The sequence below is a fragment of the Rhodoferax sp. SPJ21 genome (assembly GCF_058216335.1).
In genome coordinates this window covers 643,862-670,067 of sequence record NZ_JBYZMO010000002.1, presented here as the reverse complement: position 1 = coordinate 670,067, position 26,206 = coordinate 643,862, and the positions used below count along the sequence as shown (strand labels likewise).

The window sequence follows — 26,206 nt, the reverse complement described above, 5'->3', positions numbered from 1 at the left end:
CTTCTTCTGCTCCAGCATATTCGGCAGACCTCTGCCTTCTGTCAAACCACAGTCTCAGCATATGAGACAGCCCACCAAAATCCTGGCCGCCAGCGGACTGCACATTTTTAGCCCGCCCGGGTTAACCACGACGACACAGCGGCAGACCTGGGCAAGTGTGTCACCCTCAAGCAAGCTGCATCAGGCCACCATTTTTATCCTTCAGGCATCGGAGCACCCCGCTGCGAAACACAGAGTTCTGGAGGAGACCATTGATGAAAAAGAAACATGCCCACGCCACCTGGTTGATAGCTGCCGCAAGCGCACTGGCGGCGACTAGTGCAAGCGCACAGGTGCCAACCGTGAGCCAGACCGCCGGCCTGAACCTGGGCGGCACCAGCTTCTATGACGGCTTCTCGGGCGCGCCGGGATGGACCTGGCTGAGCTGGGTACGCAACGCATCGGCGAACGCCATCAAGGACAACAGCGGCAACAACGTCGCGGCGTTCAACAGCCCCAAGATCAGCAGCACCTCGTGGGCCAACCAGCTCAGCTACTCATCGCCCACCAGCATCGCGGGCTGGCACCCAGGCGTTACCGCCATCTTGCCGCTGGTCGCCCTCAACAGCAGCTTTGGCCCGGGAGCGTCGATGACGGACGGTGGCACCAACCTGGGTGGCATCACCGTCGGCGCATTTATGCAGAGTGAGCCGTTAATGACCGAACAAGGCCAGCCCCTCTTCGTTCAGCGCCTGTCCCTCGATGCCATCCTGCCCACTGGCAAGTACGACCAGCACACCGACATCAACCAGAGCGCGGGTTTCGCATCGCTGAACCCGTACTGGGCGGCCACGCTGTTCCCGGCCGACCGCTGGGAAGTCAGCTGGCGGCTGCACTACCTGTACAACTTCAAGAACGACAAGCCGGCCTCCAGCAACCCGCAGCAAAGCTACAACGGCGCCCCGCTCACCAGCACGCAGGCCGGACAGGCCAGCTGGGTGAATTTCACCGCCTCCTATGCGGTGACGCCCGAAGTCAGCCTGGGCATCAACGGCTACCTGTTCCAGCAGCTGAGCGATAGCAAGGCCAACGGCAGCACGCTTGCCGACGCGAAAGAGCGTGTGCTCGGCATCGGCCCCGGGCTGATGTGGCGCATCAGCCGCGACACCTCGCTATGGGTCAACACCTACCACGAGACCCTGGTGCGCAACCGCACAAGCGCCCCGCTCACCGCCCAGGTGCGGCTGGCGATGCACTTCTAGCAAGATTTATAAGAAATAGGCCTGTAGCGCAGGTAGTACCTGCGCAAGCAGCTCCTTATTTAGGAGCAAATCAGGAGCTACCAGTTAGCCCCGCAGCGCGGCGTTCTCCGCCTCCAGCTGCGCAATGCGCTGCTCTGCGGCCTGAAGCGCCTGCGTCAAATGCTCCACTTGCGCAGCCAGGCCATCGGCCACCTCTGTGACCCGCTCGCGCGTGCCGTCGCGGGTCTGGGCCAACTGCCCTGCAATTCCGTCCAGCCAGGCCATGATCTCCACCCGCGTCGTGTCCTTGTGCACGGGGTTTTGCAGCGTGGCCTTTTTGACGTCGGCGCGGCGGCACAGCTCGGACTGGGTCACGCGGCCAAAGTTGAAGGGATAGATGCCCTGGTGCGCCGCAATCTCGGCCTCGATGTCGCGCATGGCCTTGTGCAGGCGGGCCAGCGCGGCTTCGGTGCGGGCATTGGGTTTGTCGATGGACGGATTCGAGTCGGTAGTCATGGCAAAAGTTTAAGCGCCCTGGCCGACCCGCGTCGCATCAGGCCGGCGGGGTTTCGCCCGCGATCTGGTCCAACCGCGCCACAGTGCTGGACGGCAGCACTAGCTGGGCCGCTGCCAGGTTTTCGCGCAGATGCGTGACCGACGAGGTTCCGGGAATCAGCAGGATATTAGGCGAGCGCTGTAGCAGCCAAGCCAGTGCGACCTGCATGGGCGTGGCGCCAAGCTCTTCGGCCACGGCGGAGAGGCCCGCCGACTGCAAGGGGCTGAAGCCGCCCAGCGGGAAGAACGGCACGTAAGCCGTGCCGTCGCGGGCCAGGTCGGCGATCAGGCCGTCGTCCGCACGGTGCGCCAGGTTGTACTGGTTCTGCACGCACACAATGCTGCAGATGCTGCGCCCTTGGGCGATTTGCGTGGGTGTGGCGTTGCTTAAACCGATGTGGCGCACCAGGCCCTGCTGCTGCAGCCCGGCCAGCACGCTGAGCGGTTCTTCCAGCGAGCCTTCGGCCGGCCCGTGGATGCTGAACATGCTGCGCAGGTTGACCACGTCGAGCACATCCAGGCCCAGATTGCGCAGGTTGTCGTGCACCGCCTGGGTCAGTTCCTCGCGTGCAAAAGCTGGGTTCCAGGAGCCATCCGCGCCGCGCCGGGCGCCGATTTTGGTGACGATGGTGAGACCGTCGCGGTAGGGGTGCAGCGCCTCGCGCAGGATCTGGTTGGTGATGTGCGGGCCGTAAAAGTCGCTAGTGTCGATGTGGTTGACGCCGCTTTCCACGGCCTCGCGCAGCACGGCGACGGCCGCCTTGCGGTCCTTCGGCGGGCCGAATACGCCGGGGCCGGCGAGCTGCATGGCGCCGTATCCCAGACGCTGTACGCTGCGGTCGCCGAGTGTGTAATTTCCTGCTTGGCCAATGTCGATCATGTTCGTTCCTCTTTGGTGAGCCACGAATGTAGGCAAGAACACCGCGTACGATAAGTGGGTTGAATCAGCACAGCTTGTGCAGAAAGGCGAACAATGACCGCAAACCTGGCAGACCTGACGGCCTTCGTGGCGGTGGCGCGTGCAGGCGGCTTTCGGGGTGCGGCCCTTGCCAACGGTGGCAGCGCCTCCAGCCTCAGCGAGGCCGTGCGCCGGCTCGAAACCCGGCTTGGCGTACGGCTGCTCAACCGCAGCACGCGCAGCGTCGCACTGACAGAGGCAGGCGCCCGTCTGCTGGAGCGGCTGGGCCCGGCGCTGGGCGAGGTGGAGGCCGCGCTGGACGTGGCCAACGGTTTTCGGGACCGGCCCGCCGGTACGCTGCGGCTGAATGTGCCGCTCAGCGCGGCCCGCCTGGTGCTGCCGCGCATCGTGCCGCCATTTCTGGCCGCCTACCCCGACATCGTGCTGGAGGTGATCGCCGAAGAAAGCTTTGTGGACATGCTGGCCGAGGGCTGCGATGCGGGCATCCGCTACGAGGAGCGGCTGGAGCAGGACATGGTCGCCATCCCCATCGGCCCGCGTGTGCAGCGCTTTGCGGCCGCTGCCGCACCCGCCTACTTGGACCAGCGTGGCCGACCCGAGCATCCACGCGACCTGCTGGGCCACGCCTGCCTGCGTGGCAAATTCGCCAGCGGCGCCATGCCAGCCTGGGAATTCGAGAGGGACGGCGAAACCATCAAGGTGGACACCAGCGGCCCGCTGATCGTCAGGATAGGTGGTGCCGTGGAACTGGCGGTGGATGCAGCTGTGGCCGGCAGCGGCGTCATCTACCTGTTCGAAGACTGGTTGCGCCCCCATCTCGACAGCGGCGCCCTGGAGCCGGTGCTGCAAGCCTGGTGGCCCAGCTTCTCCGGCCCCTACCTGTACTACCCCAGCCGCCGCCAACTGCCCGCGCCGCTGCGCGCCTTTGTCGATTTCATCCAGGCGCTGCGCCCGTAGCGGAGTACCTTTTAATCAGACGGGCTCCGCCAATGCCAGTTCGGCCAGCTTCAGCGCGCCTTCGAAGCTACGGGCTCCGCCGATGAACAGGTTGAGGTGGCAGAACACACTGTCGGGCACGCCGGTGACGGCGGCCAGTTCCTGGTCGCGCAGGCCGGCCCAGCTGGCGGGCAGGTCCATGCGGGTGTCGAACGAGCCAGGCTCCGTCGGCACGGTCTTGATCTGGTACTGATTGCCGTCGGAGTCGGGGTAGATGACGAACATCACCTCGGGCATTTCATCGACCACCACGCGGGTCCAGGGCATGCCGCCCTCACGCAGGTGCAGCAGCTTGCCGCCCAGCAGGCGCGGCGCCTGGCGCACGATGTCCATGGCGCGGATCTGCGCCACTTTTTTGCTGATGGCATGGTCCAGAAACTTACGGGTGATGGCGATGGCCTCGCGGAATCGGGTTTCCAGCAGCTGGGCCTTGGCGGCCAGGTCCAGGCCCTGCTCTTCCAGCCAATGCGTGTTCAGCTGCGCAACCAGGCTGGACAGGCCGAAGATGCCGGGCGCCACATCGCCCTGGCCGGTGTCGACGATGTCGAGGTACTGCACCAGCGAGTGATCGATGGTGTGCACCACGCTGGCCACGGCCTCTTCGTCCAGCGTATGGCCATGGGTCTGGGCCCAGGCCTGCACATAGGCCGTGCCGAAAGCCGACCAGACCAGGCCAGCGCTGGCATAGCCCACGCCGGGTACGCTTTGGCCGTCAACCAAGCGGGCCGGGCGCGCGCCTTCAAAGCCGCGCTGGTGGTGGTCGAAACGGCCGGTCGCCGCATCCCAGGTGCCGCCCACGTCGACCACAAAGTCGGCGGTAGCGATCAGGGCCTTGTCACGCGTGCGCAGCAGGCTGTGCGCGGGGAACACCCCCATCAGAACGCCAACGCCAAAAACGTCGTCGGCATGGAAAGTGCCACTGTGGGTGGCGATCGTGGTGTTTTTTGTCATCGGCCGATTTTAGCGAGGCCCCTGCAGTGGCACACCCGGGGTTTAAGCAAAATCAGCCTCCAGCGCAGGTAATACCTGCGCCAGCAGCTATCAAAACCATAGTGCTTTAAAACACAGCCTCCGGCACCGGCGCAACCGCCTCGGCAGCAGGCTGCCAGCCCAGCGCCGGCGCGATGGAGCGCACCACGTCGTGCAGGATTTGCGCGTAGTCCTGCGGCGCAAAGTCGTAGGGCAGCTCCAGGCGCAGCTCGCGCACCAGCGGCAGCACAGGGTCTTGGTGCAGCAGCTCCAGAATCTCGTCGCTGGTGCCTACCAGGTCGGGCGCATACAGCGTACGGCGCTCGCCTTGCGGCTGCAGCGTGCGGGCCTTGCGGCTCTCGGCATAGGCGCGGTAGCGCTGGCGGGTGGTGGCGTCGGCGCTGTCCAGCGGCACGATGACGCGGCCCAGGGCGATGCGGGGCGTGTAGTCGGCCGCCCAGTGCTGCTGGAACAGCGCCACATGGCCGTACTGGGTCACGTAGAAGTCGTCCGACGTTTCGCCGGTATTGATATTGCCCAGCAACAGGTTGAAGCCGTTGCGCCCGGCCCACTCCACCGACCGGCGCGAGCCGCCGCCGTACCACAGGCGCTCGGCCAGGCCCGGCGCCCAAGGGTGCAGACGCGCGCGCTGTGGCCCTGCCGGCGATGGGATCAACGCGGTCTCGTCGCCGATCCAGCCGCCCTGCAGATTGCCGCGCAGCCGGGCAATGCGCTGGTGCGAATAGTCCACGTCCTTGGCGTCACCGTCCAGAAAACGCTCGCCCAGCAGCGGTCCATAGGGCGGCGCACCCGCACTCAGGCCCACAAGCAAACGACCGCGCGACAGCACATCCACCGTGGCCAAGTCTTCGGCCAGGCGGAACGGGTTTTCATAGCCCATCTGGATCACGGCCGTGCCCAGGGCGATGCGGCGGGTGCGCTGGCTGGCCGCAGCCAGAAACACGCTGGCCGAGGACACGGCGCGCTCCAGGTGCCGCTGGCGCACCCAGCCGTGGTCGTAGCCCAGGTCTTCGCCCTGCTGGAACAGCTGCAGGCTCTGCTCCAGCCCGGTGAAGGGGTCGGTATCGGTGTAGTTGCCGGGGGTCAAGAAGCCCAGTTTTTCGATGGCCATGGTTAGAACTTGGGCAAGCCCGGCGGGTTGGTTTCCGATGCCGCCAGTGCCTCTTCGTTCAGGCTCCAGCGGGCCAGCGCTTGCTGGTATTTGCCGGCCCTGATAAGGCCGTTGCCCGCGATGGTTAGCGCCTGCGCCAGGCCGCTGCCCTTGCGCGTGGTGATGGCCACGTCGGACTTCAGCGGCCAGCCGGCGTTCACCGTGCCGACCAGCTTGATCTTGCCCTCTTTGGCCGCGTGGTAGGCCTGTGGCGCATTGGGGTTGAAGTTGGCATCTGCGCGCCCCGACACCACCGCCAGCACCCGCGCCACGTCGTCGTCAAAGTACTGCAGCTCCAGCGGCTTGAGGCCCGCAGCGGTGTTCTGCCGGTTCCATTCCAGCAGGATTTTTTCCTGGTTGGTACCGGCCCCGGTGACGATCTTCAGCCCCGCCACGTCCTTGGGTTCCTTGATGCTTCGGATAGCGCTGTCGGCCCGCACGTAGAAGCCATGCAGGCCCAGGCGGTAGGTCGAGAAGTCGAATTTCTCTTTGCGCTGCTCGGTCACGCCCACGTTGGAGATCACCGCGTCGTATTTGCCGGAGACCAAGCCCAGCGGCCAGTCGGCCCAGGCAATAGGCTGCAGGTCCAGCTTCAGGCCCAGGGCGTCGGCCACCAGCTGCGCGTAGTCGGGGTCGAAGCCGACCACGGTCTTTGCGTCGGTGGCGTAGCTCGAAATCGGCGGTGCCATAGGCGAAATCGCCACGGTAAACACCCCGTCTTTTACAAAGCGGAAGTCCTTGGGCAGGGCCTTGATGGCCTCGGCGTCTTTGGTGGCGCGCACGCGGCCCGCCTGCTCGGGGCTGAAGTCAAAGCGGTCAGCGGCCCCAGCCGCTACCGCGTAGAGCCAAACAGCGGCCAAGGCAGCGCGGCGGCAGAAAGATGAAATACACAGCATGGTGTGGTTCCTAGCAACATTCCGCATCAGGACTTGGGCAGACCGGGCGGGTTGGTGCGCGACTTCTCAATGGCCTCGGAGCCCAGGTTCCAGCGGGCCAGCGCCTTGGTGTAGTTGCCGTTGCGGATCTGTTCGTTCAGCGCGGCGGTCACCGCGTCGGCCAGGCCCGAGCCCTTGCGCGTGGTGACGGCAATTTCGGCGCTGAGTGGCCAGCCGCCAGAGAAGGTGCCGGCCAGCCGGGTCTTGCCGTCGCGGGCCTCGTAGGCAGCCAACGCGTTCGGGCCCAGGTAGGCATCGGCGCGGTTCGACTGGATCGCCAGGCGCTGCACCACATCATCGTCGTAGTACTGGATCTCCACCGGCTTCAGGCCGGCGGCCACGTTCTGCTGGTTCCAGCGCAGCAGGATTTGCTCTTGGTTGGTGCTGGCGCCGACGATCACGCGCAGGCCGGCTATGTCTTTAGGCTCTTTCACGCTGGCGACCTTGCTGTCGCTCTTCACGTAGATGCCCAGCGTGTCGTTGCGGTAGGTGGAGAAGTCGAACTTCTCCTTGCGCGCCTCGGTCACGGTGACGTTGGACACCACCGCGTCGAACTTGCCAGACTGCAGGCCCAGCGGCCAGTCGGCCCAGGCGACGGGCACCAGCTCCAGCTTGCGACCCAGGCTGTCGGCCACCAGCAGTGCGATGTCGGGCTCGTTGCCGACAAAGGTTTTGTTGTCATTGGCGAAAGAGCCCAAGGGCAACCGTCCCAGCGCGATACCCACGGTGAAAGTGCCGTCCTTGGTGAACTTGTAGTCTTTGGACAGCAGCTTCAGCGCTTCGTCGGACTTCTGGGCGCGGATGCGGCCCGGCTGCGCGGGGTCCAGGTCACCGGCCTGGGACCAGGCGTGCAGCGGCAGCAAAGTGGCGGCGGCGGTAGCGATGCCGATCAGGACATTTCGGAAGGGGGCATGAAGTCGCATGGTGTGGGTCCAATCAAAAGGTTCAGGTTGAGAAAAATCACGGCAAGCCTCTCCCCTGCCGGCCGCACAGGGCGTACGGCCAGCCAGAGGATCAGCGTGGGTAAGTGATGGGCTGTGGGCTACAGCACCTTGGCCAAGAAGGCTGCGGTACGCGCGTGTTGCGGGGCGTTGAACACCTGGTCGGGCGTGCCCACTTCGACGATGCGGCCCAGCTCCATGAAGACGATGCGGTCGGCCACCTCACGGGCAAAACCGATCTCGTGCGTGACGATCAGCAAGGTGGTGCCTGAGCGCGCCAGCTCCTTAATCACGTCCAGCACCTCGCCCACCAGCTCGGGGTCCAGCGCAGATGTGGGCTCATCAAACAGCAACACCTTGGGCCGCAGCGCCAGCGCCCGGGCAATCGCCACGCGCTGCTGCTGGCCGCCCGACAGCTGGAGCGGATAGGCGTGGGCCTTGTCGGCCAGACCCACGCGGGCCAATAGCTCGAAGGCTTGCGACTCGGCATCCGCCCGGTGCTGGCCGCGCACGGCAATCGGTGCCTCGACGATGTTTTCCAGCACCGTCAGGTGCGGGAACAGATTGAAGCTCTGGAACACCATGCCGACATCGACACGGCGCGCCAGGATGTCGCTCTCGCGCAGCTCGTACAGCGTGTCGGCGTCTTTGCGGTAGCCGACCAGTTCGCCGTCGATGGCGATAAAGCCCTCGTCCACGCGCTCCAGGTGGTTGATGGTGCGCAGCAGGGTCGATTTGCCAGAGCCTGACGGGCCGAGCACCACGGTCACGCTACCGCGTGGCACGCTCAAGGTCACGTCCTGCAGCACCTTCAGCGCGCCAAAGCTCTTCGAAATGCCATGCACCGTGACCTCGCCACCCGTGCTGGGTGGCACGGCACGGCGCGCCGGAGCTTCGCGGCGCACCGCTGGCGCTGTGGCCTGCGCTGGGAGGCGTGCGCGCAACCAGCGGGCCCAGGGTGCAGCCTGGTGGTTGCGCAGCGCACCCTTGGAGAAGTGACGCTCGATCTGGTGCTGGGCAATCGACAGCACCGTCAGTATCACCAGGTACCAGACCGTGGCCACCATCAGCAACGGAATCACCTCCAGGTTGCGGCGGTAGATGATCTGGATGGTGTAGAACAGCTCGGGTAGCGCCAGGATATACACGTTGGAGGTGCCCTTGGCCAGGCCGATGATTTCATTGAAGGCGCTAGGCAGTATCGAGCGCATGGCCTGCGGCAACACGATACGAAACGCCTGGCGGCGGCGTGGCAGCCCCAGCGCGGCAGCCGCCTCCAACTGGCCCTGGTCTACCGACAAGATGCCGCCACGGATGATCTCCGAAGAAAACGCCGCCTGGTTCAAGGTCAAGCCTAGTAGCGCCGCCACAAACGGGCTGATCAGTTGCGTCGTGGGGTACGAAAAAAACACCGTGCCGGTGAATGGCACACCCAGCGACACCGTTTCATACAGGTAGCCCAGGTTGTTGATGATCAACAGCAGCACGATCACCGGAATCGAGCGGAAGATCCACACAAAACCCCAGGACAGGCGCGCCAGCAGGGGCGAGCGCGAGACCCGCGCCAGCGCCAGCCCGGTGCCGAGAATGAAGCCAAACAGCGCGCCCGCTGCCGTGAGCAGCAGCGTGCGGCCCAGGCCGATCAGCACCGGCTCGGCAAAGAACCATTCGGCAAACACGCCCCAGCCCCAGCGCGGATTGGTGAACACCGACTGCAGTACGGCGGCAATCACCAAGACCGCCAGCACCGTGCCGACGGTACGGCCCGGGTAACGCGCAGGGACGACCCTGTACTGCGAGTAGTCGCCTTTTTCCCGTGCAGCCGGAGCGGGTGCGGGCGCCGCCACATTGGGCGCTGCGGCGGCCTCGGGGGCCAAGTCAAAATAGGTGGTACTGGTCATGGTGCGACGGCTCCTTCCAGTGCAGCAGCGCTGCGCAGCGCGAGCACACCTTGCAGCAGATCGCTGCGCTTGGCCACGATCTCTTGAAACTCGACCTTGGCGCTGGGTACCAGCAGCTTCTGGAACGGCAGGCTGCCGATGGTGGCCGGGTCCTGCGCCAGATCGAACAATGGCGTGTAGCCATGGCCCAGGTACAGCGCCACCGCCTCGGGCTGGCGAAAGCCGGTGGTCAGGTAGCCACGGCTATAGCCCTGGCGCACGGCCTGCGCCTCCAGCTCGACCATGATCTTGCGGGCCAGGCCCTGGCGGCGCAACTCGGCATGGGTCCAGATGCGTTTGAACTCGGCGGTGTGCGGGTCCAGCCGCATGAAGGCGCCGCCGCCAATCGCCACACCATCGCGCAGCAGCAGCACAAAGTTGCCGTGCGGTGGTGCAAACACCTCGGGCGGGTACCGGTCCATTTCTTTCGGCTCGCCCTCGGCGCGCGGTATGTCGCCGTAACGGGTGTCGTACTCGCGCGTCAATGCCTCGATCAGCGGCCGGGCGGCCGGATCGTGCGGTTGGGTGTAGAGGAATGTTTCGCTCACGGAAAGTCTCCTTGGCTTATACAGCGGGTGCCAGAAACCGCTCGGCCAGCCGGGTCCAGTAGGTGGCGGCCAGGCCCAGCACGGCGTCGTTAAAGTTGTAGCGCGGGCTGTGCAGCGAAGCGCCTTCGCCGTTGCCCAAAAACACATAGCTGCCCTTGCGCGCCTGCAGCATGTAGGCGAAGTCTTCGCTGGCGGTGCGCGGGCGAAAACCTGCCTCGACCTGGCCGGCGCCGAAGGTGTCTTCGGCCACGCTGCGGGCAAACGCGGTCTCGTCCACATGGTTCAGCACCGCCGGAAATCCCAGCTGGTAGTCCACCTCGGCTTCGGCACCAAAGCTCTCGGCCTGGGCCTTGGCCAGCGCGGGTACGCGCTCTTGCAAGAGCTTGCGGATTTCGGGACGGAAGGAACGCATGGTCAGCTTCAGCTCCACCGCGTCAGGGATCACATTCGAGGCCGATCCGCCGTGGATCGAACCCACCGTAACCACGCCCATGTCCAGCGGGTCCACATTGCGCGAAACAATGGTCTGCAGCGCAGTGATCAGGTGTGCGCTGACGACCACCGGGTCCACCGTGCGGTGGGGCTCGGCACCATGGCCGCCCTTGCCGCGAATGGTGATGACGGCCTGGTCGATAGAGGCCATGGCGGGACCGGCCACGCAGCCCAGGTGGCCGGCAGGCACGCCCGGCCAGTTGTGCAAGCCAAACACTGCGTCGCACGGGAAGCGGTCGAACAGGCCCTCGGAAATCATCCTGCGGGCACCCGTGCCGGTTTCCTCGGCCGGCTGGAAGATCAGCTGCAACTGGCCGTCGAATTGGCCCACCTCGGCCAGCGTGCGCGCCGCCGCCAGGAGGATGGCGGTGTGCCCATCATGGCCGCACGCATGCATCACGCCGGCATTCACGCTGGCATAGGGCAGGCCGGTGGCTTCCTGGATGGGCAGAGCGTCCATATCGGCGCGGATACCCAGTGTCTTGCTGCCGTTGCCACGGCGCAGACTACCGACCACACCGGTGCCTGCGATCCCACGCGTGACTTCATAGCCCCACGATGCCAAGCGCGCAGCCACGATGTCAGAGGTTCGGTGCTCTTTGAAAGAAAGCTCGGGGTGTTGGTGGATGTCCTGGCGCAATGCCACGAACTCGTTGATATACGACGCCACGCGAGATTCCACGCGGCGGACGTCGGTAGCTTCTTCACGCGGCATCAGGCTACCTTCCGTTCGGCGTGCGCAGAGCTGCTGGGCTCGGCATAGCGGCTGGCCTTGCGCGGCAGACCCAGGTGGTCCCGCAGGGTGGTGCCAGGCAGCGTGCGTTCATAGCGGCCGCGGGCTTCCAGCACGGGGATCACATGCGCAATGAAGTCATCCAGGCCTTGCGCCACCACCGGGAAACCGAGGATGAAGCCATCGGCCGCCTCGGCGTCGATCCAGCGGATGATTTCATCGGCAATGCGCTCGCCGGTGCCGACAAACTGCGACTTCGGCGTAGCCACTTCCAGCGCCACCTCGCGCAAGCTCTGCCCGCTTTTCGCGGCCTCGGCCTTGATGCGGTCGGTGGTGGAGCGAAAGCTGTTTTTGCCGATGTCACCCAGCTCAGGGAACGGTGCGTCCAGCGGGTACTGGCTGAAGTCGTGGTGGTCGAAAAACCGGCCCAGGTAGGCCAGGGCCTCGTCGATGCTGAGCAGCTCGCGGATCGCCTGGTACTTGGCGTCAGCCTCGGCCTGCGTGGCGCCCACCACCGGTCCGATGCCGGGAAATACCTTCACGTCGGAACCGGCACGGCCCTGGGCAATCGCGCTGGCCTTCACCTGCCGCGAGAAGCTGCGGGTTTCTTCCAACGAGGGCGAATGGGTGAACACCGCGTCGGCGTATTTGCCAGCCAGGCCAATGCCTGCATCAGATGAACCTGCCTGGAAGATCACCGGCTGGCCCTGGGGCGAGCGGCCGATGTTCAGCGGGCCAGCGACCTCGAAAAAGCGGCCTTTGAAGTCCAGCGTGTGCAGCTTGCTCTTGTCGAAGAACTGGCCGGTGCTGCGGTTGCGCACCACGGCATCGTCGTCCCAACTGTCCCACAGGCCTTGTGTGACCTGCAGGTATTCGTCAGCGATCTGGTAGCGCTGCGCATGCTCGGGGTGCGTGCGGCTGTAGTTTTTGGCCGTGCCTTCGAGGGGCGTGGTGACCACGTTCCAGCCAGCGCGGCCCTGGCTGATCAGGTCCAGCGAGGCGAACTGCCGCGCCACGGTAAACGGGTCGCTGTACGAGGTGGAGATGGTGCCGGCCAGGCCGATCTTGCGGGTCACTGCCGCCAGCGCCGACAGAATGGAAATGGGCTCAAAGCGGTTCAGGAAATGCGGTATCGACTTCTCGTTGATATACAGCCCGTCGGCGACGAAGGCGAAGGCGATGCCTGCAGCTTCGGCCTTCTGAGCGGTACGGATGTAGAAGTCCAAGTTGACGCTAGCGTCGGCCGGGCCGCTGGGGTGCTTCCAGGCGTTCATGTGGCCGCCGGCGCCGTGCAGCATGATGCCGAAGCGAATGGGTGTCTGTGCCATGGTGGTGTCTCGTTCTGGGTCAAAAATCAAGCAGCTATGGCGTGCTCTGCGCCGGCCAGCAGCTCTACGGAAGCCCAGCGGTCGGCAAAGCCCACCACCGGGGTGTCGATGACAAATTCGTGGATGCCGTAGCGGGCGCTCAGGGCGTCCAGCGCGTGGCGCACGCTCTCGGGCGTGCCGGTGAGCACGTAAGGCCGCGTCTCTTCAATGCGGTAGTCGGCCACGCCGGCCTGGCGCGCAAACTCGGCTGCGGCCTCTTCGCTCGGCAGATTCACACTCTGGCCAGTGGACAGGTGCAGTTTGAAGATGCGCAGCGCCCCCACCAGGCGCTCGGCTTTGTCCTTGCTTGCGGCGGCAAAGGCATATAAGGCCAGCGCCGCAGGTCGGCCCGTGGCCTGCTGGTAGGCCGCAACCGAGCGCTCGATGTTGGCCGGATCGGCATTGAAATGCCCAGCGTAGGTGAAGTCCCAACCCAGCCGCGCAGCCAACTCGGCGCTGGCCGCACTGCCGCCGAGCAGAATGCGCTCGGGCAGCTCTGGCGGTGTGGGGTAGGCCACAGCGCCGCTGAGTGGATGGCCGTCGATCACGGTTCCTTCCAAAAATGCATCCAGGTCGGCCAGTTGCTGCGCAAAGTCGGGCTTACGCGCTGCGTCATGCAGCCACTGCAATGCGTGGCTGGCCAGCGGCAACCCACCCGGCGCCTTGCCGACGCCCAGGTCCACACGGCCAGGCGCCAGCGCGGCCAGCAGCTTGAAGACCTCGGCCACCTTGAACGGGCTGTAATGCTGCAGCATCACGCCGCCGGAGCCGACGCGGATACGCGTGGTACGGGCCAGGATGTGGGCGATCAGCACCTCGGGCGCGCTGCTGGCCAAGGTCGGGTTGCCATGGTGCTCTGCCACCCAGAAGCGCTGGTAGCCCAGTTCTTCGGCGCGCTGGGCCAGCGCCACGGTACGCTGCAATGCCTGGGCAGCGCTGGCACCTGGCGGGATGGGGCTCTTATCGAGCAGAGAAAGTGAATACGGCATAGCGGTGGCACGGTGCGTGGTAAGAATGTCGATTCATTCTGGCCCGTCAGAGCACTGCCGTTTGCGCTATCTTTTTCTATCGATATGCGCGAATCACCAGCGTTGCTTCAACACAAGTCCCACGCATAAAGATGGGGTTCGCCCCAAGAAAAAAGGGGTGCACGCCCCACTGGCGAACACCCCTTTTTAATCAGCTCGAAAGCACCTGCTTCAGCGCTCTTTCACGTAGGGCTGGCCCAGCGCCTTGGGCACGGCTGTCTTGCCGATAAAGCCGGCCAACAGCACGACCGTCAGCAAATAGGGCAAGGCCTGCACGGCCTGCACTGGTACCTCGCCCACGCCGGGCAGGCTGACGCCTTGCAGGCGGATGGCCATGGCGTCCAAAAAGCCAAACAACAAGCACGCCCACAGCGCCCGCACCGGACGCCAGTTGCCAAAGATCATGGCGGCCAGGGCCATGAAGCCACGGCCGGCGGTCATATGCGGCACAAACGAGGCGTTCTGCGCCAGCACCATATAGCTGCCGGCCAGGCCGCACAGAATGCCGTTCAGCGTCAGCGCGGTGTAGCGCAGGCGCAGCACCGAGACGCCGGCAGCATCCACCATGTGGGCGTTTTCGCCCACTGCGCGCAGGCGCAGGCCGAAGCGCGTGCGGTACACCAGCCACCAGACTGCGGCTACCAAAGCCAGCGCCAGGTAGACCATGATGTTGTGGCTGAGCAGGCCTAGGCCGATGATCTGCCCGACCAGCGGAATGCCTTGCAAGGCGTCTGCCGCGCCGGGCCACAGCGCGTGCAGGCGCACGCCATCGGCCACGGTAGGTGTCTGCCCGCCCTGGTGGAACCAGGCCAGGCCCAGCACCACCGTCAGCCCCGTGGCAATGATGTTCAAGGCCACGCCGGACACCACCTGGTCCCCCCGATGGCTGACGCAAGCATAGCCATGCATCCAGGACAAGGCCACGGCGATGCCTATGGAGGCTAGCAAGGCGATCGTGATGGAGCCAAAGGCGGCGCCGCTGGCACCGGCGATGAAGGCGGCAAACAGCATCTTGCCCTCCAGCCCCACGTCGATGACGCCGGCGCGTTCGGACAGCAGGCCGGCCAGGGCGCACAGGATCAGGGGCGTGGCCATACGCAGCGTGGACGCCAGCAGGTCCGCAATCAGGGCTTCATCCATGCTGGGCTCCTGCGGTCTTGGGGGTCAACAAGGCCAGGCCGCGCGACAGCATGGGCGCGAACACGTAGGCCATGGCGCCCGAGAACATCACGATGAAGCCTTGCAACATCACCACCATGTCGCGGCTGAAGCCGGGCACATCAAAACTCACTTCGGCCCCGCCCTGGAACAGCGCACCAAACAGGATGCTGGCCAGCACGATGCCAAATGGGTGGTTACGCCCCATCAAGGCCACGGCAATGCCGGTGAAGCCGGCACCGGCCACGAAGTCCAGCAGGAGCTTGCCGTTGACGCCAGCGATTTCGTTCATGCCGATCATGCCGGACAGGCCGCCCGACAAGGCCATGGCAAACACCACCTGGTGCTTGGCATTGATGCCAGCATACGAGGCCGCACCTTCGCTGGAACCCACGGCCCGCAAGCGATAGCCGGCCCGGCTGTGCCAGAGCAAAAAGTACACGCCTACCGCCGCTGCCAGGGCCAGAATCAGGCTGACGTTGAGCGGCGATGAAGGCCATTCCACCCCAACCCAGGCCAACGCCTGCTGCATACCGGGCAGCTTGGCCGAGTCGGCAAAGGGGGCGCTTTCCACCGACATGGTGCCCGGTGGCTTCAGCCGGTTCACCAGCAGATAGGCCAGCAGGCTGGTCGCCAGGAAATTGAACATGATGGTGGTGATCACCACATGGCTGTGGCGGTAGGCCTGCAAATAACCGGGTATGGCCGCCCACAGCATGCCGAACAGCACGCCGGCCAGCAGCATCAAGGGCAGCATGACCACAGCTGGCAGACTGTGCGACAGCCACAGCGCAATCAGGCCCGTGCCCAGCCCGCCCACCACGGCCTGCCCTTCCACGCCGATGTTGAACAGGCCGCCGTGGAAGGCGACAGACACCGCCAGCCCGGCAAAGATGAAGGTGGTGGCGTAGTACAGGGTGTAGCTTAAGCCCCGCTGCGTGCCAAAGGCGCCGTGCACCAGCACTTCCATCACCTGGCGCGGGTTCTGGCCCACCAGGGCCACCACCACGCCGGCCACCAGCAGCGCAATCAGCAGATTCACCGCAGGCAGCAGGAACACATCGGCCCATCGCGGCAGGGGCTTGGCCGTATTCGTCGCGCTCATGCCTTCAATCCTTGTTCTTTGGTTTCCACCATGAGCAGGCCCAGCCGGGCCTCGCTGCAGTCTGCAATCGGCAGCTCGCCCGTCACACAGCCCTGGTTCAGCACCAGCACGCGGTCGGCCAGGGCCAAAATTTCGTCCAACTCGCTGGACACCACCAGCACGGCACAGCCCGCATCGCGCATGGCGCGCAGCTGGGCGTGGATGAATTCAATCGCGCCAATGTCCACCCCGCGCGTGGGCTGGCCCACCAGCAGCACCTGGGGCGCCTGGCCGATCTCGCGCGCCAGCACCAGCTTTTGCTGGTTGCCCCCGGAGAATTTGGAGCTGACCAGATCCGGGTCACGCGGGCGTACATCGAAGCGCTCCATCATGGCCGCCGTGGCCGCGCGCATCGCGCCGTGGCGCATCCAGCCGCCCGCGCTACTGTATTCGGGCAGGGCCTCATAGCCCAGCACCGCCGATTCCCAAGCGGCAAAGTTCATCACCATGGCGCGGGCGTGCCGGTCCTCGGGCACATGGGCCAGGCCGAGGCTGCGGGCTACACCGGGGGTGAGCCACTGACCTGGGGTAAAGCTGCGTCCACCCAGCTGCAGCTCGCCCGCGCTGGGGGCCAGCAGGCCGGACAAAACCTCCAACAGCTCACTCTGGCCGTTGCCAGCCACGCCGGCCACGCCAACGATTTCGCCGGCACGCAGGCTCAAGTCAAAGTCTTGCAGACGGGTCACTTGCAGCGCGTCGCGCACCACCAGCCCGCGCGCCTGCAGCAGCACCGCACCCAATGCGATGGCCGCATGGCCCTGGCGGCCCATATTCACTTTGCGGCCCACCATGGCTTCGGCCAGTATCTCCACCGAGGCCTGGGCAATGGCACATTCATGCACCACGCGCCCGCTGCGCATGACGGTGACATGGTCACACAAGCGCATCACTTCCTTGAGCTTGTGGGTGATCAGCAAGATAGTGGTGCCCTGCGTGCGCAGACGCGCCAGCACCTCGAACAATTGTTCGGTTTCCTGCGGGGTGAGCACGGCGGTGGGCTCATCCAGAATCAGTATCTTGGCGCCGCGGTACAGCGCCTTCAAAATCTCCAGGCGCTGGCGGTCGCCCACGGAGAGCTGGTCCACCGTGGCGTCCAGGTCCACGTGCAGGCCAGTAGATTGCATCAGCGCGCCCAGCTTGCTACGCACGATGCTCTCTGCTTTGCTCAACAGAGCGTGGGGCTCGGCGCCCAGCATGACGTTTTCCAGCGCCGTCAGCGTGTCCACCAGCATGAAGTGCTGATGCACCATGCCAATGCCCAGCGCGATGGCTTCATGCGCATTGCGGATGCGGGCCGGCTGGCCAAAGACTTCGATGCTGCCGCTGTCGGCACTGTAGAAGCCATACAAGATGGACATCAGCGTGCTTTTGCCCGCGCCGTTCTCGCCCACGATGCCGTGCACCGTGCCAGAGCGCACACGCAGGTCTACGCCATCATTGGCCCGCACAGCGCCAAAACGCTTGCTGATGCCCGCCATGTGCACAGCGGTCGCATCCACCACAGAAGATTGTTGGGTTGTCATGGAAATCCGAGATGCCGAGGGCTACAACTGTGTCCCGCCAGAGAACCCGTGGAACCGGCTCCGCCGGGCCACTGGGTTCGCCCCCTGCAAGGGGGTTGGCGAAAACACGAAGTGTGTAGCCTGGGGGTGTGCTTACTTACAAGCGTTGGCGGTCATGTAGTCCACGACCTTGATCTTGCCGCTGACGATGTCGGCCTTGGCGGCATCGACCTTCTTCTTCATCTCGGGCGTCACCAGCTTGGCGTTGAACTCGTCCATGGAGTAGCCCACGCCATCTTCCTTCAAGCCCAGGGAAGTCACACCGGCCTTGTAGTTCTTCAGGATGTTGTACACCGCCACGTCCACGCGCTTGACCATGGAGGACAGCATGGTGCCGGGTTGCACGTAGTTCTGGTTACTGTCCACACCGATGGCGAGTTTGCCAGCGTCTTTGGCCGCCTGGTACACGCCAATGCCGGTACCGCCGGCAGCGGCGAACACCACGTCAGCGCCCTTGGCAAACTGGGACTTGGTCAGCTCGCCGCCACGGCCTGGGTCGTTCCAGGCAGCACCGGTGGTGCCGGTCATGTTGGCAAAGGTTTCCACCTTGGGGTTGGCGTACTTGGCGCCTTGTTCATAGCCACACTGGAATTTGCGGATCAGCGGAATGTCCATGCCGCCCACAAAACCGACCTTGCCGGTCTTGCTGGCTTCTGCGGCCAACATGCCGACCAGGAAGCTGCCTTCGTGTTCCTTGAACACTACCGACTGCACGTTGGGTGCTTCCACCACGTCATCGATGATGGCGAATTGCAGCTTGGGGAATTCCTTGGACACCTTGGCCATGGCAGAAGCCTGGCTGAAGCTGATGCCAATGATGGGGCTGGCACCGCGCTCTGCCATGCGGCGGATGGCTTGCTCGCGCTGGGTTTCGTTGGCGACTTCGAATTCGAGGTAGGGCTTGCCGGTTTCCTTCTTCCAGCGCTCCATGCCTTCATAGGCGCTTTGGTTGAAGGATTTGTCAAACTTGCCACCCATGTCAAAAATGATGGCCGGATCGGCCCAAGCGGAGAAGGTGGAAACCAGCGCGGCGGCCAAGAAGCCCAGTTTGAGTGTGTTTTTCATGTTGGTTTAAGTTTCAGGGTGGTGGTGGACGAAGAACCCGCTGCAATTGAGTGGGCAGAATGTAGCGCCATTTCAATTCAGCCGGAATTGTGCCTGTTATAGGCAAAATATGAAAAGTGGTATGCGGTGTAAAGCCGATGCAATCCTCCTCGTGTTCGTGCGGTCTGTGCTTACGCAAAGCCGGTAAATGGCGCTCCGTGGGGTTGTATCCAGTTGCTGTCCGGATAATGCGCCCGACCGTCCACCGCATGCAAGGTATAGGCGTGGCGCGACTGGGCCGAGCGGTTGGGTTCTGACAAATGGGGGAACAGGCCGTTGAACACAATCAAGCTGCCCTGGCGCACCTCCAGCCACTCTAGCTGCTCCATATCCCATGGCGCGCTGGCTTGCAGCTGCTCCAACCGTAAAGTCCCATCGGCCTGGCGGCGGAACACCTCTTTCAGCCCATGGCGGTGCCCGCCTGGTACGCCACCCAGGCAACCATTGCTGCGGTGCGCATCCTCGATCGCAAACCAGAAGCCCACTACCGACTGCGGCTCGGTGTACAGATAGGTCGCGTCCTGGTGGCAGTTCACCTCGCCGCCAATGCCGGGCTGCTTGAAGATGTACATGGACTGGACGAGCCGGGCATCTGCCAGGCCGAGACCATCCGCCACCGCCTGCAAGCGCGGGCCGCGCGAGAAGGCCTGGAACACCGGGTCCAGGTCATGCATGGCATGGCCCAGCTTGTTGATGGCGCGCTCCAGCGGCACCTGCAGCTGGCCCTGCGCATCGAACGCCCCCTCTTCAAAGAACGCGCCTATGCCCCGGGCCGAAGCGGCAAAGTAAGCGTCCTTGGCATGGCGCTGGTCGCGGGCAGAAAAAACGGTGCCGGGCGCACGCGGTGCATGCTCGGCCACCAGTTCGAGTGCGCGTGCCTGCAAAGCCTGGCATTGGGCAACAGACACAAAGTCCTCCAGCACCAGCACGCCGTCGCGCGCATAGGCGGCGCGGGCGTCCGCCGAGAGGCCCTGTGCGTCGTCCAGCACCGTGCGGTAAACCATGGCGCTCAGGCCACCCGCTGCTGGTAGGCGACGGCAATACCTGCCGCCAGCCGCGCATTGTTCAGCACCAGCTGGATGTTGGAAGCCAGGCTGTTGCCACCGGTGATCTCGCTGACGCGGGCCAGCAAGAATGGGGTGGACTGCTTGCCCGCCACGCCCTGGGCGCGGGCCTCTTGCAGCGCCTGCTCGATAGCGGCGTCAATGGTCGCGCGCGGCATGGCATAGGCCTCAGGAATCGGGTTGGACACCACCATGCCACCCTGCAGCCCCATGGCCCACTGGGCCTGCATGGCGCCGGCGATGGCGTCGGGCGTATCCAGCCGGTAGTCCACCTTGAAGCCGCTTTCACGGGTGTAGAAAGCCGGCAGATTATTGGTTTGGTAGCCCACCACGGGCACGCCGTGTGTTTCCAGGTATTCGAGCGTCAGCCCCAGGTCCAGAATCGACTTGATGCCGGCACAGACCACGGCCACCGGGGTTTGCGCCAGCTCCAGCAAGTCGGCCGAAATATCAAAGCTCTGCGCCGCCCCCCGGTGCACGCCGCCAATGCCGCCGGTGGCGAACACGCGGATGCCGGCCATGGCCGCAATCAGCATGGTCGAGGCCACGGTGGTGGCACCGGTCTGGCCTGCGGCCACAATGAACGCCATATCGCGGCGGCTGACCTTGACGACGTCGCGCCCGCCACGCCCCAGTTGTTCAATTTCGTCGTGGCTGAGGCCGACTTTCAAACGCCCCTGCACGATGGCGATGGTGGCTGGCACAGCGCCATGGGCGCGCACCTCGGCCTCTACCTGCAGCGCCGTGGCCACATTGTTCGGGTAGGGCATGCCATGGGCAATGATGGTGGACTCCAGCGCCACCACGGGACGTTTGGCGGCCAGGGCAGCCGCTACTTCGGGATGGATGTCGAGAAAAGGAATAGCCGTCATCAAAATCTTTCTAGGTCACATATTCAGGTCATGCATAGCGATTGTTGCACCAGTGCCTGCGACAGTTGTGGGTGGTTGGCACCCTGCACACCCAGCGTCAGGGCCGCACAGGCAGAGCCAAAGTCCACGGCCTCCGACAGAGTCTGGCCCTGGGCATGCGCATGCATCAACCCGGCCATGAGTGCGTCGCCCGCGCCTGTGGCGTTCACTACTGCGACGTAGGGGGCGCTCTGCAGGCCCTGGCTGCCATCCGCATCGCTCCAGAACACACCTTGCGCGCCAAAACTCAGCACCACCTGCCGCACGCCCTTGCGGTGCAGCCAGGCCGCCACGGCGGGCGCGTCGGCCAGGCTGTCCAGCGGCAAGCCTGTCAGGGCCTGGGCTTCGAGCCGGTTGGGTTTGAGCAGGTGCACATGCTGCAGCCAGGGGGCAATGCGCTGGCACTTATGGGTGGAGACGGTATCCACAAAAATCGGCGTGCCGCCGCTGTGCGTGCACAGCCAGGCCAGGGCTGCATCGGTCAAATTGCAGTCCAGCAGCAGGGCCTGGGCGGCGACGATATCGGCGGCCAAGGGCGCCAGCCGTTCGGGCGTGATGCGGGCCACGATGCGCATATCGTTCACCGCCATGGCCATATCGCCGTCCGGTCCATGCAGCGACAAATAGCTGGAGGTAGCCTCGCCCGGCAGCACCCAGCAGGCACGCAGATCCACTCCGGCTGCGGCTGTGGCGTCCAGCAGGCTGCGGCCTGGCGTGTCGTCGCCCACCGCGCTGACCAGCCGTGTGCAGTTACCCAGGCGCGCCAGGTTTTCTGCCACATTGCGCGCCACGCCGCCCGGGGCCAAAGCGATATGGCCGGGGTTGGAGTCGCCCAGCACCACGGCCTGGCTGCTGTGGCCGGCAATGTCCATATTCGAGGCGCCCACGGCCAGCATGTAACTCATGGCGCGGGGTCTGGGTTCAGGCCGCAGCCGCGCAGTATCAAGGCCAGCACATGGGTGGTGGCGCGGCTGTGGTCGTTGCGGGTCAGGGCTGGCTTACCCAGCACGGCGCTGACCTGGATGTCGAAGTCGGCATAGGTCTGGGTCGCGGCCCAGATGGTGAAGAACAGGTGCGTGCTGTCTACCGGGGCCATCTTGCCCTCGGCAATCCATTGGTCGATGACGGCGGACTTGGCGCGCACGGTGGCACGCAGCTCGGTGGCCAGCAGCTGCCGCACCACGGTGGCGCCGTGCAGCAGCTCGTTGGCCCAGACTTTGGACGCATGCGGCCGCGCAGCAGACAGGGCCATCTTGCTGCGGATGTAAGCACCTATGGCCTGGCTCGGGTCGGCCTCAGGGGTGATGCCGTGGGTGGGTGCCAGCCAGTCCTCCAGAATGCGGGCCAGCACCGCGCGGTACAGCGCTTCCTTGTTGCCAAAGTAATAGTGCAGATTGGCCTTGGGCAGGCCGGACTCTTCGGAAATCTGCGCCATGGTGGCGCCACTGAAACCCGCCCCGGCAAACACACGTTCTGCTGCGGCGAGTATCAGCTCTTCATTGGCCTGGCGGATCTGGCCCTTGGTATCCGCCGTGCTGGCTGTCAATCGACTCATTCCCTGTCCACTTCCATACGAAATTCGGTGTGCTGCCCCTGGCCGTGCTGGCCTGCGACAAGAAAACCCGACACCATAACGGATGAAAACGATGGAAGCGGACCGGCGATCACTTTTTGGAGGCCGCGTCCCACACCACATGGCTCATGGCGGCGGCGCCCGGGTCCTTCTTGATGACGGGTGCGCTGCCGCCAGACATCAGCACCTTCACCGTACGCTCATAGGCGGCGGGTTCCAGATAGCCCATCTTCGGCGTGTTGGCGGTGGTGATCAGCTTGGCCACGTTCTCCATCTGGCGCTTTTGCACTGCCAGGGTGGCGCTGCCGGACATGTCGTTGGAGACCACGATCTTGGCGGCTTCTTCGGGGTTCTTCACCGCGTCGTTCCAGCCCTTGAAGGTCGCCTTCAGAAACTTGGCCATGCGGGCCACGAAGACCGGGTCTTTGAGCTTGGATTCGAGCACGTACAGGCCGTCTTCCAGCGAGGCCACACCCTGGTCTTCATAGAAGAAGGTGACCAGGTCGCTCTCTTTCACGCCGGCGTCAATGATTTGCCAGTACTCGTTGTAGATCATGGTGGACACACACGCGGCTTGGTTCTGCAGCAGCGGGTCCACGTTGAAGCCTTGCTTCAGCACTTTGATGTCGGTGTCGGGCTTGAATCCCAGCTTGCCCATCCAGTTCAGGAACGGGTATTCATTGCCGCCATACCAGACGCCCAGGGTCTTGCCCTTCAGGTCCTTCGGGCTGCTGACACCGCTGGCCTTTTTGCAGGTCAGCATCAGGCCGGAGCGGTTGAACACCTGGGCGATGTTTACTAGCGGAACACCAGCCTCGCGGGCGGCCAGCGCATCGGGCATCCAGTTGACGATTACGTCAGCGTTGTTGCCGGCGATCACCTGCACCGGCGAAATATCGGGGCCGCCGGGTTTGATGGTCACGTCCAATCCCTCGGCCTTGTAGTAGCCCTTGGCGGCCGCCACGTAGTAGCCGGCAAACTGGGCTTGCGGCACCCATTTCAGCTGCACGGTGACCTTCTCTTGCGCCTGGGCGGCGAGGCTGCCAACCGCAAACGCGGCGGCCAGCAGGCATTGACTCAACTTGGACAGTTTTTGCATCAAATACTCCTAGGTGGGGACAGGTGGGGAAATCTATTTTTGGGACCGGACCGACGGGTGCCAGAACGCAAAGCGCCGCTCCAGCTGAACCAACAGGGCATAGGCCGCCGAGCCGGTGATGGCGGCCACCACAATTGCGCCCCACACCAGCGGCATGTGCATCTTGGCCGCCTCGGTGGAAATGCGAAAGCCCAGGCCCGCCGTGGGCGATCCGAAGAACTCGGCCACGATGGCGCCGATCAAGGCCAGCGTGGCATTCACCTTCAGCGCGCCAAAGATGAACGGCATGGCGCTGGGCAGGCGCAACGCCAACAGGGTTTGGCCATAGCCCGCCGCGTAGCTGTACATCAGCTCGCGCTCCAGCTTGCCTGCGGCCTTCAGCCCGGCCAGCGTGGACACCAGCATGGGGAAGAAGGTCATCAAGACCACCACCGCCGCCTTGGACGGCCAATCAAAGCCAAACCACATCACCGCAATCGGCGCCACACCGACCAAGGGCACGGTGCTGGTCAGCGAGGCGATAGGCAGCAGGCCGCGCTGCAGAAACGGCATACGGTCAATCGCCACCGCCACGGCGAACCCCAGGCCGCAACCCAGCAGCCAGCCGGTCAGCACCGACTTGAGTACGGTCTGTACAAAGTCGGTCCACAGCACCGGCCACTGCTCCGCCATGGCCTGGGCAATGAACGAAGGCGCAGGCAGCAGAACGCGCGGCACCTCGAAAGCCGTCACCAGCAGCTGCCAGAAGTACAGCAGCCACAGGCCGAACAGGCCGGCCGTCAGCATGCCGTAAATGGCCCGACCGTCTAGCGCAGCGCAGGCCCGCACCGTCCACACGGCCAATGCCAGCACCAACACAATCCCAGGATAAAAAAGGCTGCTAGCGCTTGAAATACCTGCGGGAGTAGCTATAAAAATAGAAGCAAAAACAGCACTGGCGAGCACCAGGCCAGCCACGGCCAACGGACTGCGCGCCTTCATGCTGCAGCCCCTGGCCGCACACCGTGGCGGCGCAGTACCAGGCGCTCCACGCCCAGCACGGCGGCGGTCAAACCCAGGCCCAGCAAGGCCGACATCAGCAGGGCCGACCAGATAGCAACCGTATTGCCGTAGTAGGAGCCCAGCAGCAGCTTGGCGCCCAGGCCGGCCTGGGCACCGGTAGGCAGCTCGGCCACCATGGCGCCCACCAGACCTGCAGCGATGCCCACGCGCAGCGCGGGAAACAAGAACGGCAAGGCCGCAGGCACACGCAGCAGCCAGAAGGCCTGCCAGGGCGAGGCGGCGTAGGTGTAGAGCAGCTCGGTATCGATCTTCTGTGGCGAGCGCAAGCCCTGCACCATGGCCACTGTGACCGGGAAGAAGCACAAGTACATGGCAATCACCGCCTTGGGCCAGACGCCAGAGAAACCCAGGCTGCCCAGAATGATCAGCACGATGGGCGCAATCGCCAGCACGGGAATGGTTTGCGAGGCTACGATCCAGGGCATCAGCGCCCTGTCCAGGGTGCGCGAATGCACGATGCCGGCCGACAGCAGCAGGCCAAACACCGTGCCCATCACAAAGCCCAGCAGGCTGGACTGGGCGGTCACGGCCACGTGGTACAGCAGATTGCGCGGCGAATCCACCGGCCAATCGACCAGGCTGGACCAGAAGTCCAGCGCTACCTGCTGCGGCGCGGGCAGCACCGGGCGCTGCATGGACAGTGTGGTCTGCACCAGATCGGCCCAGGTCCAGCTGGCACCGGGCGCCAGGCGGGGCGTGAGCACGCGCTCGATGGCACCAGGTGCGTTTAACCACACGGCACCCACGTACCAAAGCAAAATAACCGCCAGTAGCACGGTGGCCATGGGCATAGCGCTATCGAAAGCAGAGCGGTTTTTAATGGTGGCCATCTGCTAATGACTCCCGCACTGCGTGCGCCAAGGCCATGAATTCCGGCGTGTCGCGCAGGCCCAGGTGGCGTGCGTCGGGCAGGGTGGATTCGATCACCTTCACGATGCGCCCAGGCCGTGGCGACATCACCACGATGCGGGTGGACAGGTACACCGCCTCGGCAATCGAGTGGGTGACGAAGACCACGGTGCGGCGCTCGCGCTGCCAGAGCTGTTGCAGCTGCTCGTTGAGCCGGTCGCGGGTGATTTCATCCAGCGCTCCAAAGGGCTCGTCCATCATCAGGATGCGAGGCTCGAACGCCAGCGCACGGGCAATCGACACGCGCTGCTGCATGCCGCCGGAGAGCTGCCAGGGATACTTCTTCTCAAAGCCTTTCAGGCCCACACGCTCCAGCTGTTCCAGGGCGATGCGCTGGCTCTCGGCCTTGCCGCGCCCTTGTATCTGCAGCGGCAGCACTACATTGGCCAGCACCGTACGCCAGGGGAACAGCGCGGGAGCCTGGAACACATAACCGTAGGAGCGGGCCAGGCGCGCATCATGCGGACTGACGCCGTTCACCAGCATGGTGCCGGAGCTGATGGGTTCCAGGTCGGCAATGGCACGCAACAGGGTTGTCTTGCCGCAGCCGGACGGGCCGATCAGCGAGACAAATTCCCCCTGGCGCACCGTCAGGTCGATGTCCTGCAAGGCATGCACCGGCGCATCGGCAGCGGGGTACACCACGTTCGCCTTGCGCACCTCTACGGCGGGTAATACGGCAACGCCGGCGGAAGGATCAGATGGCTTCATGGATACCTGGCTAGCTGATGGATGGACATGGGAACCCACTATAAAGCTAACCAAACGGTCAGCTTCTTGGGGTTTAAGCTAGTTTTGTGCCAGTT

General features: G+C 64.5%; 25 protein-coding genes. 2 read left to right on the top strand and 23 right to left on the bottom strand.

The features are described 5' to 3' along the window. Window positions 1-254 precede the first annotated feature (254 nt). Window positions 255-1,241 carry a SphA family protein gene (locus AC4BBN_RS10935; protein WP_490592015.1) on the top strand — a complete coding sequence of 329 codons (987 nt, stop codon included), beginning with the start codon at window positions 255-257 and terminating at the stop codon, window positions 1,239-1,241. 84 nt (window positions 1,242-1,325) lie between these two features. On the opposite strand, the gene AC4BBN_RS10930 is transcribed toward AC4BBN_RS10935, so the two are convergent. Both AC4BBN_RS10930 and AC4BBN_RS10925 read right to left on the bottom strand, forming a co-directional pair. After that, a complete protein-coding gene (locus AC4BBN_RS10930) occupies window positions 1,326-1,736 on the bottom strand; it encodes a hypothetical protein (RefSeq protein ID WP_490592014.1) in 411 nt (136 codons plus the stop codon). 37 nt (window positions 1,737-1,773) lie between these two features. Then, window positions 1,774-2,655, bottom strand: coding sequence for an aldo/keto reductase family oxidoreductase (locus AC4BBN_RS10925; protein WP_490592013.1), 882 nt, complete (start codon window positions 2,653-2,655; stop codon window positions 1,774-1,776). A gap of 93 nt (window positions 2,656-2,748) precedes the next feature. Between AC4BBN_RS10925 and AC4BBN_RS10920 the strand changes: the two genes are divergently transcribed. Continuing rightward, complete coding sequence (locus AC4BBN_RS10920) at window positions 2,749-3,651, top strand: LysR family transcriptional regulator (RefSeq protein ID WP_490592012.1); 903 nt, start codon at window positions 2,749-2,751, stop codon at window positions 3,649-3,651. A gap of 15 nt (window positions 3,652-3,666) precedes the next feature. Here AC4BBN_RS10920 and AC4BBN_RS10915 read toward each other — a convergent pair whose 3' ends face one another. The 21 genes from AC4BBN_RS10915 to AC4BBN_RS10815 form a co-directional block, all read right to left on the bottom strand. Continuing rightward, the gene (locus AC4BBN_RS10915) at window positions 3,667-4,641 is read right to left on the bottom strand and encodes an MYG1 family protein (protein ID WP_490592011.1); all 975 of its coding nucleotides are present in this window, start codon (window positions 4,639-4,641) and stop codon (window positions 3,667-3,669) included. Between the two features lie 106 nt (window positions 4,642-4,747). Continuing rightward, entirely contained in the window at window positions 4,748-5,791 is a 1,044-nt protein-coding gene (locus AC4BBN_RS10910; RefSeq protein WP_490592010.1) for an LLM class flavin-dependent oxidoreductase, read from the bottom strand. A gap of 2 nt (window positions 5,792-5,793) precedes the next feature. Continuing rightward, entirely contained in the window at window positions 5,794-6,726 is a 933-nt protein-coding gene (locus AC4BBN_RS10905) for an ABC transporter substrate-binding protein (protein WP_490592009.1), read from the bottom strand. A gap of 26 nt (window positions 6,727-6,752) precedes the next feature. After that, window positions 6,753-7,688, bottom strand: coding sequence for an ABC transporter substrate-binding protein (locus tag AC4BBN_RS10900; RefSeq protein ID WP_490592008.1), 936 nt, complete (start codon window positions 7,686-7,688; stop codon window positions 6,753-6,755). Window positions 7,689-7,807: 119 nt separating this feature from the next. Continuing rightward, the gene (locus AC4BBN_RS10895; protein WP_490592007.1) at window positions 7,808-9,607 is read right to left on the bottom strand and encodes an amino acid ABC transporter permease/ATP-binding protein; all 1,800 of its coding nucleotides are present in this window, start codon (window positions 9,605-9,607) and stop codon (window positions 7,808-7,810) included. Beyond that, window positions 9,604-10,194 (bottom strand): GNAT family N-acetyltransferase, encoded by a 591-nt coding sequence (locus AC4BBN_RS10890; protein WP_490592006.1) that lies wholly within the window; start codon window positions 10,192-10,194, stop codon window positions 9,604-9,606. Before AC4BBN_RS10890 ends, AC4BBN_RS10895 begins: the two co-directional genes overlap by 4 nt. Window positions 10,195-10,210: 16 nt before the next feature. Further along, window positions 10,211-11,401: a M20 aminoacylase family protein gene (locus AC4BBN_RS10885; RefSeq protein ID WP_490592005.1), complete on the bottom strand. Its 1,191-nt coding sequence runs from the start codon at window positions 11,399-11,401 to the stop codon at window positions 10,211-10,213. Continuing rightward, window positions 11,401-12,747 (bottom strand): LLM class flavin-dependent oxidoreductase, encoded by a 1,347-nt coding sequence (locus tag AC4BBN_RS10880; protein WP_490592004.1) that lies wholly within the window; start codon window positions 12,745-12,747, stop codon window positions 11,401-11,403. The genes AC4BBN_RS10885 and AC4BBN_RS10880 overlap by 1 nt, the downstream gene beginning before the upstream one ends. Window positions 12,748-12,773: 26 nt before the next feature. Beyond that, window positions 12,774-13,775, bottom strand: a complete 1,002-nt coding sequence (locus AC4BBN_RS10875) for an LLM class flavin-dependent oxidoreductase (RefSeq protein WP_490592003.1) — start codon at window positions 13,773-13,775, stop codon at window positions 12,774-12,776. Window positions 13,776-13,985: 210 nt separating this feature from the next. After that, entirely contained in the window at window positions 13,986-14,954 is a 969-nt protein-coding gene (locus AC4BBN_RS10870) for an ABC transporter permease (protein ID WP_490592002.1), read from the bottom strand. Continuing rightward, window positions 14,947-16,077 carry an ABC transporter permease gene (locus AC4BBN_RS10865; protein ID WP_490592001.1) on the bottom strand — a complete coding sequence of 377 codons (1,131 nt, stop codon included), beginning with the start codon at window positions 16,075-16,077 and terminating at the stop codon, window positions 14,947-14,949. Before AC4BBN_RS10865 ends, AC4BBN_RS10870 begins: the two co-directional genes overlap by 8 nt. Then, window positions 16,074-17,639 (bottom strand): ABC transporter ATP-binding protein, encoded by a 1,566-nt coding sequence (locus tag AC4BBN_RS10860; protein ID WP_490592000.1) that lies wholly within the window; start codon window positions 17,637-17,639, stop codon window positions 16,074-16,076. The genes AC4BBN_RS10865 and AC4BBN_RS10860 overlap by 4 nt, the downstream gene beginning before the upstream one ends. A gap of 132 nt (window positions 17,640-17,771) precedes the next feature. Continuing rightward, window positions 17,772-18,743, bottom strand: coding sequence for a BMP family lipoprotein (locus tag AC4BBN_RS10855; protein WP_490591999.1), 972 nt, complete (start codon window positions 18,741-18,743; stop codon window positions 17,772-17,774). 170 nt (window positions 18,744-18,913) lie between these two features. Continuing rightward, entirely contained in the window at window positions 18,914-19,786 is an 873-nt protein-coding gene (locus tag AC4BBN_RS10850; RefSeq protein ID WP_490591998.1) for a phytanoyl-CoA dioxygenase family protein, read from the bottom strand. A 5-nt stretch (window positions 19,787-19,791) separates the two neighbouring features. Then, the gene (locus tag AC4BBN_RS10845; protein WP_490591997.1) at window positions 19,792-20,718 is read right to left on the bottom strand and encodes a pseudouridine-5'-phosphate glycosidase; all 927 of its coding nucleotides are present in this window, start codon (window positions 20,716-20,718) and stop codon (window positions 19,792-19,794) included. Between the two features lie 23 nt (window positions 20,719-20,741). Further along, complete coding sequence (locus tag AC4BBN_RS10840; protein WP_490591996.1) at window positions 20,742-21,662, bottom strand: PfkB family carbohydrate kinase; 921 nt, start codon at window positions 21,660-21,662, stop codon at window positions 20,742-20,744. Further along, on the bottom strand, window positions 21,659-22,312 hold the full coding sequence (locus AC4BBN_RS10835) for a TetR/AcrR family transcriptional regulator (protein WP_490591995.1): 654 nt from the start codon (window positions 22,310-22,312) through the stop codon (window positions 21,659-21,661). Before AC4BBN_RS10835 ends, AC4BBN_RS10840 begins: the two co-directional genes overlap by 4 nt. 109 nt (window positions 22,313-22,421) lie before the next feature. Then, entirely contained in the window at window positions 22,422-23,429 is a 1,008-nt protein-coding gene (locus AC4BBN_RS10830) for an ABC transporter substrate-binding protein (protein WP_490591994.1), read from the bottom strand. A gap of 33 nt (window positions 23,430-23,462) precedes the next feature. Continuing rightward, window positions 23,463-24,287 carry an ABC transporter permease gene (locus AC4BBN_RS10825; RefSeq protein ID WP_490591993.1) on the bottom strand — a complete coding sequence of 275 codons (825 nt, stop codon included), beginning with the start codon at window positions 24,285-24,287 and terminating at the stop codon, window positions 23,463-23,465. A 119-nt stretch (window positions 24,288-24,406) separates the two neighbouring features. Next, entirely contained in the window at window positions 24,407-25,321 is a 915-nt protein-coding gene (locus AC4BBN_RS10820; RefSeq protein WP_490591992.1) for an ABC transporter permease, read from the bottom strand. After that, a complete protein-coding gene (locus AC4BBN_RS10815; protein ID WP_490591991.1) occupies window positions 25,308-26,111 on the bottom strand; it encodes an ABC transporter ATP-binding protein in 804 nt (267 codons plus the stop codon). Before AC4BBN_RS10815 ends, AC4BBN_RS10820 begins: the two co-directional genes overlap by 14 nt. Between the last annotated feature and the right edge of the window lie 95 nt (window positions 26,112-26,206).

Excerpts from the sequence above, each read along its gene's own strand:
- AC4BBN_RS10870 (WP_490592002.1), bottom strand. The coding sequence starts at position 14,954 with ATGGATGAAGCCCTGATTGCGGACCTGCTGGCGTCCACGCTGCGTATG.
- AC4BBN_RS10925 (WP_490592013.1), bottom strand. The coding sequence starts at position 2,655 with ATGATCGACATTGGCCAAGCAGGAAATTACACACTCGGCGACCGCAGC.
- AC4BBN_RS10835 (WP_490591995.1), bottom strand. The coding sequence starts at position 22,312 with ATGAGTCGATTGACAGCCAGCACGGCGGATACCAAGGGCCAGATCCGC.
- AC4BBN_RS10935 (WP_490592015.1), top strand. The coding sequence starts at position 255 with ATGAAAAAGAAACATGCCCACGCCACCTGGTTGATAGCTGCCGCAAGC.
- AC4BBN_RS10875 (WP_490592003.1), bottom strand. The coding sequence starts at position 13,775 with ATGCCGTATTCACTTTCTCTGCTCGATAAGAGCCCCATCCCGCCAGGT.
- AC4BBN_RS10920 (WP_490592012.1), top strand. The coding sequence starts at position 2,749 with ATGACCGCAAACCTGGCAGACCTGACGGCCTTCGTGGCGGTGGCGCGT.
- AC4BBN_RS10900 (WP_490592008.1), bottom strand. The coding sequence starts at position 7,688 with ATGCGACTTCATGCCCCCTTCCGAAATGTCCTGATCGGCATCGCTACC.
- AC4BBN_RS10865 (WP_490592001.1), bottom strand. The coding sequence starts at position 16,077 with ATGAGCGCGACGAATACGGCCAAGCCCCTGCCGCGATGGGCCGATGTG.
- AC4BBN_RS10885 (WP_490592005.1), bottom strand. The coding sequence starts at position 11,401 with ATGCCGCGTGAAGAAGCTACCGACGTCCGCCGCGTGGAATCTCGCGTG.
- AC4BBN_RS10820 (WP_490591992.1), bottom strand. The coding sequence starts at position 25,321 with ATGGCCACCATTAAAAACCGCTCTGCTTTCGATAGCGCTATGCCCATG.
- AC4BBN_RS10880 (WP_490592004.1), bottom strand. The coding sequence starts at position 12,747 with ATGGCACAGACACCCATTCGCTTCGGCATCATGCTGCACGGCGCCGGC.
- AC4BBN_RS10930 (WP_490592014.1), bottom strand. The coding sequence starts at position 1,736 with ATGACTACCGACTCGAATCCGTCCATCGACAAACCCAATGCCCGCACC.
- AC4BBN_RS10845 (WP_490591997.1), bottom strand. The coding sequence starts at position 20,718 with ATGACGGCTATTCCTTTTCTCGACATCCATCCCGAAGTAGCGGCTGCC.
- AC4BBN_RS10895 (WP_490592007.1), bottom strand. The coding sequence starts at position 9,607 with ATGACCAGTACCACCTATTTTGACTTGGCCCCCGAGGCCGCCGCAGCG.
- AC4BBN_RS10855 (WP_490591999.1), bottom strand. The coding sequence starts at position 18,743 with ATGAAAAACACACTCAAACTGGGCTTCTTGGCCGCCGCGCTGGTTTCC.
- AC4BBN_RS10830 (WP_490591994.1), bottom strand. The coding sequence starts at position 23,429 with ATGCAAAAACTGTCCAAGTTGAGTCAATGCCTGCTGGCCGCCGCGTTT.
- AC4BBN_RS10915 (WP_490592011.1), bottom strand. The coding sequence starts at position 4,641 with ATGACAAAAAACACCACGATCGCCACCCACAGTGGCACTTTCCATGCC.
- AC4BBN_RS10850 (WP_490591998.1), bottom strand. The coding sequence starts at position 19,786 with ATGGTTTACCGCACGGTGCTGGACGACGCACAGGGCCTCTCGGCGGAC.
- AC4BBN_RS10815 (WP_490591991.1), bottom strand. The coding sequence starts at position 26,111 with ATGAAGCCATCTGATCCTTCCGCCGGCGTTGCCGTATTACCCGCCGTA.
- AC4BBN_RS10910 (WP_490592010.1), bottom strand. The coding sequence starts at position 5,791 with ATGGCCATCGAAAAACTGGGCTTCTTGACCCCCGGCAACTACACCGAT.
- AC4BBN_RS10840 (WP_490591996.1), bottom strand. The coding sequence starts at position 21,662 with ATGAGTTACATGCTGGCCGTGGGCGCCTCGAATATGGACATTGCCGGC.
- AC4BBN_RS10905 (WP_490592009.1), bottom strand. The coding sequence starts at position 6,726 with ATGCTGTGTATTTCATCTTTCTGCCGCCGCGCTGCCTTGGCCGCTGTT.
- AC4BBN_RS10860 (WP_490592000.1), bottom strand. The coding sequence starts at position 17,639 with ATGACAACCCAACAATCTTCTGTGGTGGATGCGACCGCTGTGCACATG.